At 68.1% G+C, this 12,016-nt stretch carries 10 protein-coding genes; 3 read left to right on the top strand and 7 right to left on the bottom strand.

The window, feature by feature from the left end; all coding sequences use genetic code 11:
• Positions 1-12: 12 nt before the first annotated feature.
• The 5 genes from LC092_RS08895 to LC092_RS08875 form a co-directional block, all read right to left on the bottom strand.
• On the bottom strand, positions 13-732 hold the full coding sequence (locus tag LC092_RS08895) for an LrgB family protein (RefSeq protein ID WP_224806160.1): 720 nt from the start codon (positions 730-732) through the stop codon (positions 13-15).
• Positions 729-1,112, bottom strand: a complete 384-nt coding sequence (locus LC092_RS08890; protein WP_224806159.1) for a CidA/LrgA family protein — start codon at positions 1,110-1,112, stop codon at positions 729-731. The genes LC092_RS08895 and LC092_RS08890 overlap by 4 nt, the downstream gene beginning before the upstream one ends.
• A gap of 163 nt (positions 1,113-1,275) precedes the next feature.
• On the bottom strand, positions 1,276-1,893 hold the full coding sequence (locus LC092_RS08885) for a YeeE/YedE thiosulfate transporter family protein (protein WP_224806158.1): 618 nt from the start codon (positions 1,891-1,893) through the stop codon (positions 1,276-1,278).
• 11 nt (positions 1,894-1,904) lie between these two features.
• Positions 1,905-2,420: a YeeE/YedE thiosulfate transporter family protein gene (locus LC092_RS08880; protein ID WP_224806157.1), complete on the bottom strand. Its 516-nt coding sequence runs from the start codon at positions 2,418-2,420 to the stop codon at positions 1,905-1,907.
• A 102-nt stretch (positions 2,421-2,522) separates the two neighbouring features.
• Positions 2,523-3,041, bottom strand: a complete 519-nt coding sequence (locus LC092_RS08875; RefSeq protein WP_412103545.1) for a L,D-transpeptidase — start codon at positions 3,039-3,041, stop codon at positions 2,523-2,525.
• 218 nt (positions 3,042-3,259) lie between these two features.
• Between LC092_RS08875 and LC092_RS08870 the strand changes: the two genes are divergently transcribed.
• Positions 3,260-3,799 carry a flavin reductase family protein gene (locus tag LC092_RS08870; protein ID WP_224806156.1) on the top strand — a complete coding sequence of 180 codons (540 nt, stop codon included), beginning with the start codon at positions 3,260-3,262 and terminating at the stop codon, positions 3,797-3,799.
• A gap of 10 nt (positions 3,800-3,809) precedes the next feature.
• Entirely contained in the window at positions 3,810-4,811 is a 1,002-nt protein-coding gene (locus tag LC092_RS08865; protein WP_224806155.1) for a P1 family peptidase, read from the top strand.
• A 12-nt stretch (positions 4,812-4,823) separates the two neighbouring features.
• Here the strand turns inward: LC092_RS08865 and LC092_RS08860 are convergent, their stop codons facing one another.
• A complete protein-coding gene (locus tag LC092_RS08860; protein WP_224806154.1) occupies positions 4,824-8,318 on the bottom strand; it encodes an indolepyruvate ferredoxin oxidoreductase family protein in 3,495 nt (1,164 codons plus the stop codon).
• Between the two features lie 157 nt (positions 8,319-8,475).
• Between LC092_RS08860 and LC092_RS08855 the strand changes: the two genes are divergently transcribed.
• Positions 8,476-8,955: an Lrp/AsnC family transcriptional regulator gene (locus LC092_RS08855; RefSeq protein ID WP_224806153.1), complete on the top strand. Its 480-nt coding sequence runs from the start codon at positions 8,476-8,478 to the stop codon at positions 8,953-8,955.
• 296 nt (positions 8,956-9,251) lie between these two features.
• On the opposite strand, the gene LC092_RS08850 is transcribed toward LC092_RS08855, so the two are convergent.
• On the bottom strand, positions 9,252-11,969 hold the full coding sequence (locus LC092_RS08850) for a bifunctional acetate--CoA ligase family protein/GNAT family N-acetyltransferase (protein WP_224806152.1): 2,718 nt from the start codon (positions 11,967-11,969) through the stop codon (positions 9,252-9,254).
• Between the last annotated feature and the right edge of the window lie 47 nt (positions 11,970-12,016).

The following is a 12,016-nucleotide window of genomic DNA, read 5'->3' as shown; positions in this document are numbered from 1 at the left end:
TCCGGCGTCAGCTTAGAAGAAAAGCTTCCACACCAGCGGCAGCAGCACGGCGGTCGCGACCGCATTCAGGCCCATGGCAAGGCCGGAAAAAGCGCCCGCCGTCTCGTTGACCTGAAGCGCGCGCGACGTACCGATGCCGTGCGAGGCAACGCCGATGGCGAAGCCGCGGGCGCGCCAGTCCCGGATGCGCATGAGGTCAAGCACCAGCGGCCCGAAGGCCGCGCCCAGAATGCCGGTCAGGATGACCAGAACGGCGGTGAGCGAGGGCAGCCCGCCCAGCGCCTCGGAAATGCCCATGGCGACAGGCGCGGTCACGGACTTGGGCGCCAGCGAGGCCAGCGTTTCACGCGAGGCATCGAGCGCCATGGCAACGCCCACCGCCGACACGGCCGCCGTGAGCGAACCGGCAAGCAGGCTGGCGAGGATCGCAAGCGCCGAGCGGCGCACCTTCTCAAGCTGACGATAAAGCGGCAGGGCAAGCGCGACCGTCGCGGGGCCGAGCAGGAAGTGGACGAATTGCGCGCCGTCGAAATAGGTCCGGTAGGAGGTGCCGCTCACAAGCAGCAGCCCGGCGATCAGCGCCACGGCGATCAGCACCGGATTGACCAGCGGATGAAAGCCGGCCTTGCGATAGAGCCAGAAGCCGGCCTGATAGGCGACGAGCGTCAGCGTGAGCGCGGCGAGCGGGCTTGCGGAAAGATAGACCCAGACCTCGGTGAGCGGAGCGTTCATGCGCCGTCTCCCCCGCGTCCGGGCGTTGCATCCGCATCACCGTCCCGCCCTTTCAGCGTCCAGCGCATGACAAGCGCGGTGACGGCGATGGTCAAAAGCGTGGAGACGACAAGCGAGACAGAGATCGCGACGCCCTCGCGCCCCAGAAGCCCCAGATGCAGCACGACGCCGACGCCGGCCGGAACGAAGAGCAGAGCCAGATTGCGCAGGAGCGCATCGCCCGTTTGCGACAGCTCGACCGAGGGGCCGCCGCGAACAACGAGGCCGGTGAACAGGAACACCATGCCGAGCACGGGGCCCGGCACCGGCAATCCGGTGGCGACCACGATCGCCTCCCCCGCCAGTTGACAGCACAGGATGATGGTCAATGCGCCAAGCATGGGGCCCCCGGGATCTCGTTCGGATATCTGCGATCCGACAGTGCCCCCTGCCGCGACCGGCGGCAAGCCGGGCGTTGCGCGGATTGTCCCCCACACCGCAAAAGCCCCCGGGAGGGGCTTTCCCGGGGGCTTCGCTTTCCAGGCGGATCAGGCCTGGACCGTCCTATTCCGCCGGCGCGGGGCGCGCACCGCCATCGGAACAGGCCGGATCGCCAAGCATGGTTTCCGCCTGCGCGAGATCTTCCTGCCAGGGAGCGAGCCGCTCCAGCACAAAGAGGAAGGCGGCAAGCAGCGCGGCGAAGATCAGCGCCAGCGCCCAGAACGGCAGCGGCAGCAGGTCGGCGAAAGTGATCTTGCCGAAGTCGCCCCAGCCAAGGGCCGCATCGATCGGCGCCTTGGCATAGCCGTAGAAGATCGCGCCCGCGACCCCGCCGGCAATGATCGCCCAGGCATCCCGGTAGCCGGCGCCCGCCTGGGCGAGCGCGGTTCCCGGGCAAGCGCCGGCAAGCGCGATGCCGACCCCGAGGATCAGCCCGCCGATCAGGACCGGGCCGACGGCGAAGGCCTTGGGGTGCAGCGCGACGCCGAAGAGACCGTTCAGCACCGCCAGCGCGACCAGGCCGGTGATGGTGGCGGCGAGGAACATCTTCAGCATGGTGAAGTTGCGGAACTGGAACTGGCCGACGAGAACGCCGGGCTCCATGACGCGGCTTTTCTCCAGCGCGGCACCAAAGACCAGGCCCATGGCCAGTCCGAGAACGATGAGCCAGAACAAAGACATGACCAGACCTCCTAGACTTTCTTGAACATGGCGGCGGTGAGAATGCCGCCGGCGAACATGGCGACCACCGCGACCGTGGATCCGACGGCGAGCTGCGCCATGCCGGAAATGCCGTGGCCCGAGGTGCAGCCGCCGGCAATGCGCGCGCCGAGCAGCAGCACGAAGCCGCCGGCAAAGCCCATCGCCATCCGGCCCCACAGGCTGGAGACGCCCGTCATGCGGGTCCAGGCCGGCGAGAAGCTGGCGCGGCGCGAGCCGGACATAGTGGCCGACAGGAACGCGCCGAGCGCGATGCCGATGACCAGCGCCGACTGCCAGAAATATTTGCCGCTGCTCATGTATTTGGCGAAATAGTCGATCTGCGCCGCGGCCGGATCAACGAGGCTCGCGACGAAGCCGCCGGCGGTCACGAAGGACGAGGACGCGCCGAGCGCGGTATCGACCAGCAGGAAGGCCGGGATCTGAAGAAGGCCGATCACCACGCCGGCGGCGTAGGGCGACCAGTTTCTGTCGGTGAGTGACAACATGACGAACTCCCTAGCGGATTTGGTTCGTCAATAATATTCTAATGTACGAATATTTGAATACGCAGGATCGCTTAGACGGGCGGGGGCCCTTTCGCGCCGCTCTCAGTTGATCGCGATGACGGGTGTGCGCACGCGCACGCGGGCGAAGAGATCGGCGATGTCGCGGTTCTGCATGCGGATGCAGCCATAGGAGACGGCACGTCCGATGGAGCCCGGACGATTGGTGCCATGGATCGCGTATTCGCCACCGGCGAGCGTCATTGCCGCGACGCCCATCGGATTGTTCGGCGCCCCGCCGGCGATCACGGCCGGCAGATGCGGCAGATCGCGTTTCACCTCCGCCGGCGGCGACCAGGCCGGTTTGACGTGCATGCCGTTGATATAGGTGCGGCCGACCCAGACCTTACCGCGCTTGCCGACGGCCACCGGATAGCGCAGCGCCACCCCGCCGCGCTGCACGAGATAGAGCCGGCGCTCGCGGTTTTTCACGACGATGGTGCCGGGCGCGAAGCGGGCATCGGAAAAGGCGACGACCTCGGGCGCGGCGAAGGACGGCGCCGACCACAGCACCAGCCCGATCGCCGCATAGATGGCCACCAGAACCCAAATCATCTTGCGCATGCCAGACGCTCCCCCCAATCGTTACCAAAGAGTTTACGCGACCGCAGACAGCGAATGAATGGCCCCAGGCAGGCGAAGTGATTCTATGGTTAGCGGGGCCGGGCCGGCGTGATTTGCGGCCCGATATGAACCGCCGGGGCTGGGAAACGTATTTGAAAGAGGATCGCGATAGGGTACCCCTCGCCGGCATGAGGCGGTGAAGCAGCGGAAAGGACCACATGACTATGAGCCCCGCGAGCGGCAGCAACGGACAACCGGCGACGCCGCCACACGGCCCACCGGTCGACGCCCGCGCCTTCCGCGAGGCCATGAGCCGGCTCGGGTCCGCCGTCCATATCGCAACGACCGCGGGAAGCGGCGGACGCTTCGGAACGACCGTCTCGGCGGTGACCTCGGTCTCCGACGCCCCGCCGACGGTGCTGGTCTGCGTCAACCGTCAGGCCCGCATCAACGCCTCGATCAAGACGAACGGCGTCTTCGCGATCAACACCCTGCCCGCCCATGCGGAGGATCTGTCCAATGCCTTCGCCGGCAAGGGCGACCTTCCGACCGAGGACCGCTTCTCGCTTGCCGAATGGCAAACGCTGGCAACCGGCGCGCCGGTTCTCTCCACCGCCCGCGTCGCGCTCGACTGCCGGGTGACGGAGATCTCCGAGGTCGGGACCCATTCCGTCATCTTCGGCGAGATCGTCGCCCTGTCGCTCGGTGAACGCGGCCCGGCGCTGATCTATCTCGACCGCGCCTACCACCGCATCTGACCGCTTGCCGATGCCCAATCTCCTCAATCTTCTCACAGACGTGCCGGGCCTCAGGGTCGGCAATGCGCAGGACGCGCGGCTGAAATCGGGCGTTACCGTCTGCCTGCCGGACGAGCCGGCGACCGCCTCCATCGCGATCCACGGCGGCGCGCCGGGCACGCGCGAGGCCGCCCTGCTCGACCCGCGCTTCACGGTGGAAAAAGTCGACGCGCTGGTGCTGTCCGGCGGCTCGGCCTTCGGCCTCGACGCGGGCTCGGGCGTGCAGATGGAACTGGCGAAGATGGGCCGGGGCTTTGCGGTGGGCGACGTGCGCGTGCCCATCGTGCCGAGCGCGATCCTCTTCGATCTGGCAAACGGCGGCGACAAGGTTTGGGGCGACGACAACCCCTATGGCGCGCTCGGGCGCCAGGCGGTGCGCGCGGCCGCCCGCGATTTCGACCTGGGATCGGTGGGCGCCGGCACGGGCGCGACGACGGCGACCCTCAAGGGCGGGCTCGGCTCCGCCTCCCTGCGGCTTGAAAACGGCGCGACCGTCGCAGCCCTCGTCGCGGTCAACGCGCTCGGCTCGGCGACCATGGGCGACACGGCCCATTTCTGGGCGGCCCCCTTCGAGCGGGACGCGGAATTCGGCGGCCTCGGCCTGCCGTCCTCCGCAAGCGGACGCTTCGACGTACCGCGCACCAAGCTCGACGGCCTCAAAGAGGGCGCCAACACCACAATCGCGATCGTCGCGACCGACCTGGCGATGACCAAGGCGGAGCTGCAACGCCTCGCGGTGATGGCGCATGACGGCTTCGCCCGCGCGCTCTGGCCGGCGCATACGGCGCTTGACGGCGATCTGGTCTTCGCGCTTTCCACCGCCCGCATCCCGCAAAGCGACCCGCTCGCGGACGGCATCGCCGCCGGTGCGGCGGCGGCCTCCGTCATGAGCCGGGCGATTGCGCGCGGCGTTCATGCCGCCTCCCCCGCGCCGGGAGACAGGCTCCCGACCTGGGGTTCACGCTTCGGCTGAACCCGACAGCGCCTATTCCGCTGCTTCCATCGCGGGGCCTTCCGGCCTGTTCGCCCCGAGCCGGGCCAGCAGCTGCTCGCGCTTCGCTGCCGCCTTGCGCAGGTTCGCCTCCTTGACCGGTCCGAAACCGCGCACAAGATCCGGCACCCGCGCGATCTCGACCAAAAGACCGTAGTCGGCCTCCCCGACCGTTGCCGCGATCCGCTCGAGATCCGCCAGGTAGCTTGCGACGAGCGCCCGCTCGGCCTTGCGTTCCGCCGTCCGTCCGAAGATGTCGAACACCCCGCCGCGCAGGCGCTTCAGCCGGGAAAGCAAGCCGAAGGCCGTGAAGATCCACGGCCCGAAGGCGATCTTCTTCGGCCGTCCGGTCTTGGGGTCGGCCTCGCGGGAGATCAGCGGCGGCGCCAGCATGACCTTCAGCTTGCGCGGATCGGCGAATTGCGTCTCGAGCTTTGCCTTGAACGCCGGATCGGAATAAAGCCGCGCCACCTCGTATTCGTCCTTGTAGGCCATGACCTTGTAGAGCATGTCGGCAGCCGTGCGGGTCAGGCGCATGGTGCCGGAACCCCTCGCCTCGTCCGCCGCGCGCACCGTGTCGATGGCGGCGAGGAAGGTCCGCGCATAGGCCTCGTCCTGATAGGCGGTCAATTCGCGTGCGAGAAAGGCGATCCGGTCGCCGAGATCCATATCCTCGGCCCTGGCGTCCGCATCCGGCGACGGCAGCGCGGCCAGCAGCGCCTCCGGCGTTTCGGCCAAAACGCGCCCGGCGCGGAAGGCTGCAAGGTTCTTGTCGACCGCCGCGCCGTTCAGCCGGATCGCGGCTTCCAGCGCGTCGGTGGCGAGCGGCAGGCGGCCGGCCTGATGCGCCATGCCGACCAGCATCATATTGGCGAAGATCGCATCCCCAAGGACCGCCTCGGCCACGCCGGCGACGTCATGCGCATGAAACAGCGGGCAGGCCTCCTCCAGCGTCTTGCGCATGCGCGCCTCGTCGAAGGAGAGCGTCTGCTTCATGACGAATTCGGCCGTCGGCGCGACCCGCGAGTTGGCGAAGCCGGCGGTCTTCTGGCGATCGATCAGGGCAAGCTGCTCGGCGTTGGTCGCAACCACCATGTCGGAGGCGATCAGCACGTCGAGGCTGGCGGTCGGGATACGCGGGCCCTCGATGGTGCTGTCGGCTCGCGCGAAGCGGATGTGCGAGGTCACCGGTCCGCCCTTTTGCGCAAGACCGGTCATGTCGAGGGTCGAGGCCTGCTTGCCGTCCACATGGGCGGCCATGGCAAGCACGGCGGCGGTGGTCGTCACGCCCGCGCCGCCGATCCCGCCGATCAGCACATTGAGCGTCGTCTCAAGACCCGCGACCGGTGCGGGCGCCAGCCCGGCAACCAGCGCGTCGATATCGATGCCCTGCCCGTCCGCCTTGCGCAGCTCCGCGCCTTCCACGAAGACGAAGGAGGGGCAGAAGCCTTTCACGCAGGAGAAGTCCTTGTTGCAGGACGACTGGTTGATGCGCCGCTTTTCGCCGAAGGAGGTGGAAAGCGGTTCCACCGACAGGCAGTTGGACTGCACCGAACAATCGCCGCAGCCCTCGCAGACGCGGTCGTTGATGAAAAGACGCCGGTCCGGATCGGGGAAGGACCCGCGCTTGCGCCGCCGGCGCTTTTCCGCGGCACAGGTCTGGTCGAAGATCAGCGCGGTCACGCCCGAAATCGCCTGAAGCTCGGTCTGGACCTCCATCAGGTCGTCGCGATGGCGCGCGTCGGTTCCCGGCGCGAGATCGGACCGCCCCAGATAGGCGTCCGGCTCCTCGCTGACGACCACGACCCGTTCGACGCCCTCCGCCTCAAGCTGGCGGGTGATCTGCGGAACGGTGAGCGTGCCGTCATGCGGCTGACCGCCGGTCATGGCGACCGCATCATTGAACAGGATCTTGTAGGTGATCGACACCTTCGAGGCGACGGCCTGGCGGATCGCCAGGATCGCGGAGTGAAAGTAAGTGCCATCGCCGACATTGGCGAAGACATGGGTGTCCTTGGCAAACGGCGATTGCCCGACCCAGAGCACGCCCTCGCCGCCCATGGCGATCTGGCCGTCGGTGGTCCGGCCAGCGACCTCCGTCATGGCGTGGCAGCCGATGCCCGGCAATGCCCTGGCGCCTTCTGGCACGACGGTGGAGGTGGAATGCGGACAGCCGGAGCAGAAATACGGCACCCGCGCGGCGCGTTCCGCATGGCCCTGCGACCACATCACCTGCCGGTTCATCCGGTCGGCAACAGCGCGCATCTCCTCGTTGACGAGGTCTGAGGGCAGATAACTGAGCAGCGCGGGAATGATTTCGGCAACCGCCAGTTCCAGCACGTCGGAGAGAAGCGGCGCACCGTCGGGCGTGCGCTTGCCCCAGATCTGCGGACGCATCCGCTCCGGCCAGCCGTAGGCGATTTCCTTGATCTGCGGTTCCAGGAAGGCGCGCTTGTGCTCCACCACCAGAAGCCGCTCCAGCCCCCGCGCGAAATCGGCGATCCCCTGCGGCTCCAGCGGCCAGGGCATCGCCACCTTGTAGATCGCAAGACCGATGTCGCGGGCCCGGGCCTCGTCGATGCCGATCATGTCGAAGGCCTGGCGCAGGTCGCGATAGGCCTTGCCGGTGGCAACGATACCGATGCGCGGCTTGTTGGCGCCGAAGGCCACCCGGTCCAGTCCGTTCGCCCGCACATAGGCCTGGGCGGCGGGAACGCGGATGTCGCGCAGCAGCCGTTCGGTCTCCAGCCGGTTGCCGAGCAGCAGCACGCGGTTCAATTCGTCATCGGCGCGCGGATCGCGCTCCGGCGGCCGGGCGAAGGAAAGCCGGCGCGGGTCGACGGAAATCGTCGCCGAGGCGTCCATCGTGTCGGCCAGACAGATCATCGCGCTCCACAGCCCGGAAAACCGCGACATGGCGATGCCGTGCAAGCCGAAGTCCAGCACTTCCTGAATGTCGGACGGGTTGAGCACCGGCATTTCGACGTGTTCGAAGAAGAACTCCGACTGCGCCGGCAGGATCGAGGACTTGGCGAGATGATCGTCGCCGGCAAGCGCCAGAACGCCGCCATGCACGGCCGTGCCGCTGGCGTTGGCCTGCCGCAGGACGTCGCCGGCGCGGTCGACGCCGGGCGCCTTGCCGTACCAGATGCCGAAGACACCGTCGTAATCGCTGCCCTTGCCGTGCTGGCCGACCTTCTGCGTGCCCCAGACCGCGGTGGCGCCGAGCTCCTCGTTCACGCCCGGCTTGAAGACGATGTTCGACGCCTGCGTATGCCGCCGGGCGCGCATCAGTTCGGTGTCGTAGCCGGCGAGCGGCGATCCGCGATAGCCGGAAATGAAGCCTCCCGTCTTCAGCCCGGCCTCCGCGTCGAGGCGGGCCTGATCGAGCGGCAGCCGCACCAGCGCCTGGATGCCGGTCAGATACACCTGGCCGCGCGTGGAGACATATTTGTCATCGAGGGAAACGGTTCTGGCGATAACGTTCATGGGACGGCCTCCTCATCCGTCGGGCGCGGGCCGGATGTCGGCCGCACGCGCCCCGGTGTTCACATGCCGTCCAATATCGTCCTTTTGGCAGTCCAATTCTGTGCTAACCTGCCGGAAACTTCCGCAATAATGGCAATATTGTTCCCCAAAGGGTGATATGAGCGAAAAAAGTCTTCTCGATCCGTCGGATATCCGGGTCCTGCAAATTCTCCAGCGCGACGCGTCGCTGTCGATCGCCGAAATCGCGCGCGAAGCCGGCATGAGCCAGACGCCCTGCTGGCGGCGCATCAAGAAGCTGAAGGAAAACGGCATCATCCGCCAGGTGGTGGCGGTGGTCGACCGCGAGGCGGTGGGCCTGGGCTTCGTCGCCTATGCCTTCGTCAAGCTGGGCGTGCCGAGCCGCGACAACATGGAGACCTTCGACAAGCTGGTCGACCGCTGGCCGGAAGTCGTGATCTGCGAGAGAATCACCGGCGCGGTCGACTATCTGATCAAGGTGGTCGCGACCGACATCAAGGCCTATGACGACTTTCTGCGGCTGAAGCTCCTCGACAACACGCTGGTCTCCGACGTGCAATCCCGCATCGTGGTGCATACCGTCAAACACACGGTCGCCCTGCCGATTCGCGAGACCTGACGCCGGGCGCCGGGCGGATCCCGACCCGACGGTGCATCTGCGGGCGGCTGACGCCTGACGCAAGCGGGGACTGAGCCGCGCCGGCACCGATCCGCGCGGCGCGCAGCGACAAGTCGGACGGCCCAGTCTTCCGGCTCGCTTTCGCGAGGCTGACGCGCCATGTCTTCGCGCATGACGCTTGGCTCGGCCCGCACGCACTGCTTTCTGCGCTCACCGTTCGGCACGGCCTGACGCATTGCATCGATTCCAGCCGCCCGTTTCACCGTCATGTCGGGAGCGGTTCATTCCGCCGCCGGCTACGGCGTCGCCGGCGCGGCCGTCACCGGCAAGGTGACCTCGGCGATGGCGTCGTCGTCGGGCGCGGAGCGCACGGAGAAGCCGAGCGCCTGACACATGGCCAGCATCGTCGTGTTCTCCTTCAGCACCTCGCCCTTGATGGTCTCGATGCCGTCGGCCGCCGCATAGTCGATGATCAACTGCATCAAGGCCCAGCCGAGCCCGATCCCCTTGAGGCGCGACTGCACCAGGATGGCGTATTCGCCGCTGCGGTGGTCGGGATCCGCATGCAGCCGCACCACGCCGAGGATCTTCCCGGTCTCGGGATCGGTCGCGGCGAAGGCCATGGCGCGCGAATAATCGAGCTGGACGAGACGCGCCATGAAGGCGTGATTGAACTCCTTGACCGGCGCAAAGAAGCGCAAACGCAGGTCTTCCGGCGACACGGTCTCGAAAAACGCGCGGTAGCGGTCCTCGTCCTCCGGGCGCACCGGCGCAACCCGCACCGTGGACCCGTCCTTCAGCTCCAGCGTGCGCTCCCACTCCTTGGGATAGGGCGCGATGGCGAGCCGCGACGTGCCTCGCCGGCCCGCATGGGTCGCCGGTTCGGCCACCGCGATGCGGGCATCGAGGGCGCAGACCCCGAAGCGGTCCGCCACCAGCGGGTTGATGTCGAGCTCGAGGATTTCCGGCAGGTCGACGGCGATCTGCGCGAGTTTTACCAGCGTCAGCGCGATGGCGTCCATATCGGCGGCCGGAAGATTGCGGAATCCGGAAAGCAGCCGGCTCACCCGCGTCTGGCGGATCAGCGCCTGGGCGAGATTGAGATCGAGCGGCGGCAGCGCCAGCGCCACGTCGCCGATGATCTCCACCCCCGTGCCGCCATGTCCGAAAACAAGCACGGAGCCGAAGGTCGGATCGTCGGCGAGCCCGGCGAAGAGCTCCTGCCCCTGCGCCCGCGTCAGCATCGGCTGCAGCGCGAAGCCGGAAATCTGAGCATGGGGATGGTCGCGCCGCACCCGCTCGCCGAGCGCGCGGGCCGCGTCTTCCACCGCCTCGCGGGTGGCGAGATCAAGAAGCACGCCGCCGAAATCCGACTTGAACGGCAGGTCGGGCGACACCAGTTTGAGCGCCACCCGCGTGCCCTCGCCCAGGATCGCGTCGGCGATCCGTCCGGCCTCCTGCGGGTCGGCAGCCAGCCGCGTCGGCACCTGCCGGATGCCATAGGCATCGAGCACGATAGAAATCTCTTCCGGCGTGAGCCAGCTCCGGGACTGGTCGAGCGCGGCGCGCACCACGGCGCGGGCGGTGTCGACATCGGGCGAGAAATCCGCAGGCAGGCTGGGCGGGGCCGCCATCAGCATCTCGCGACCTTCCGCGTAGCGCACCAGATGCATGAAGGCGCGCACCGCATCGAAGGCGCTGGCATGGGTGGGAACGCGGGCGGCATCCAGCGCCTGGCGGGGAAGCGGCGCACCGGCGGCAAGGGCGACCAGCAACGGCTTCTTGCTGCCGTAGCCATGGGCGTGACCGCGCGCGCCATGGGCATGCGCAAGCGCCTCGGCGATGACGGCGACCGGCGAGAAGGCCGACGGCGCGACAACCGCGAGCACCGCGTCGGCGGCCTTGTCGTCGAGCAGGGTCGAAACCGCCCGCGCATAGGCCTCCGCCGGCGCCGTCTCATGCAGGGTCAGCGGGTTGACGTGGCTCACGCCGGGCCGTTGCAGGCCCTCCAGCGCCGCCTGGGTGTCGGGACCGGGCCGCGCCAGCGTGCCGCCCTGGCGTTGCAACTGATCGGCGGCGATCATCGACAGGCTCCCCCCGGTGGCGACGATGGCGAGGCGCCGGCCGTTCACCGGCTTGACCCGGGTCACGGTCTCGGCCGCCTCGAACATTTCGTCGATGTCGTCGATCCGCAGAACGCCCGCGCGCGCAAGCGCCGCATCGAACACGGCGTCGGGCGCGGCGATGCGACCGGCATGGGTCCTTCCCTCGCCCCGGACCTCGCGACTTGCCCCGGAGCGCAGCACGATCACTGGCTTGGAGCGGGCCGCGGCGCGGGCGGCGGAGAGGAACTTGCGCGGATTGGCGATGGTCTCCAGATGCACCAGGATCGCGCGCGTCTTGTAGTCGAGGGCAAACCAGTCGAGCAGGTCGGACACGTCGATATCGGTGCGCTGGCCAAGCGACACGGCGCCGGAAAAACCGATCCGGTTGGAGGCCGCCCAGGACAGCGTGGCATTCACGATCGTGCCGGAGCGGGCGATGAAGGCAAGGTCGCCGCCCTGCGCATCGGTGGCGCCCAGATGCGCGGCCACATTCGCGCCGGGCGCGGCAATGCCGAGACTTCCGGGGCCGAGCAGGCGCAGCGTGTTGGGACGGGCGGCGGCGAGCGCCGCGCGCACGTCCTCGTCGCTCCAGCGGTCGTAGCCGCCGGCAAGCGCGACCGCGGCGCGCGTTCCAGCAGAACCGGCCGTGCGGATGATCGCGGCCGCATCACTGGCCTGGCCGACGTAGAGCAGAAGGTCGGGCGCGCGGTCGAGATCCTCGATGCGCCGTTTGGTGCGAAAGGCCGCCGGCGCCTCCTTGCCGCATCCGACAAGCGTCATCGGCCCCTTGAAGCCGCTGTCGGCCAGACGGTTGAGCAGAAGGTCGAGCGCCTCGTCGCCAAACCGGTTGGGTCCGACGACCGCCAGCGACGCGGGGCGAAACAGGCCTTCGAGATTGCGAATGGTCACGGGAACGATCCTTCACCCGTCAATGCGCGATGCAGTGACGTTGCGCC

The sequence above is a fragment of the Stappia stellulata genome, from assembly GCF_020176715.1.
Classification (GTDB): Bacteria; Pseudomonadota; Alphaproteobacteria; order Rhizobiales; family Stappiaceae; genus Stappia.
Note: the sequence above shows the minus strand (reverse complement) of the source record. Positions and strands in the feature narration are given on the sequence as shown.

What these genes read in the sequence shown, in the direction of transcription:
- LC092_RS08895 (WP_224806160.1), bottom strand. Translation starts at nt 732, where the DNA reads ATGAACGCTCCGCTCACCGAGGTCTGGGTCTATCTTTCCGCAAGCCCG.
- LC092_RS08890 (WP_224806159.1), bottom strand. Translation starts at nt 1,112, where the DNA reads ATGCTTGGCGCATTGACCATCATCCTGTGCTGTCAACTGGCGGGGGAG.
- LC092_RS08885 (WP_224806158.1), bottom strand. Translation starts at nt 1,893, where the DNA reads ATGTCTTTGTTCTGGCTCATCGTTCTCGGACTGGCCATGGGCCTGGTC.
- LC092_RS08880 (WP_224806157.1), bottom strand. Translation starts at nt 2,420, where the DNA reads ATGTTGTCACTCACCGACAGAAACTGGTCGCCCTACGCCGCCGGCGTG.
- LC092_RS08875 (WP_412103545.1), bottom strand. Translation starts at nt 3,041, where the DNA reads ATGCGCAAGATGATTTGGGTTCTGGTGGCCATCTATGCGGCGATCGGG.
- LC092_RS08870 (WP_224806156.1), top strand. Translation starts at nt 3,260, where the DNA reads ATGACTATGAGCCCCGCGAGCGGCAGCAACGGACAACCGGCGACGCCG.
- LC092_RS08865 (WP_224806155.1), top strand. Translation starts at nt 3,810, where the DNA reads ATGCCCAATCTCCTCAATCTTCTCACAGACGTGCCGGGCCTCAGGGTC.
- LC092_RS08860 (WP_224806154.1), bottom strand. Translation starts at nt 8,318, where the DNA reads ATGAACGTTATCGCCAGAACCGTTTCCCTCGATGACAAATATGTCTCC.
- LC092_RS08855 (WP_224806153.1), top strand. Translation starts at nt 8,476, where the DNA reads ATGAGCGAAAAAAGTCTTCTCGATCCGTCGGATATCCGGGTCCTGCAA.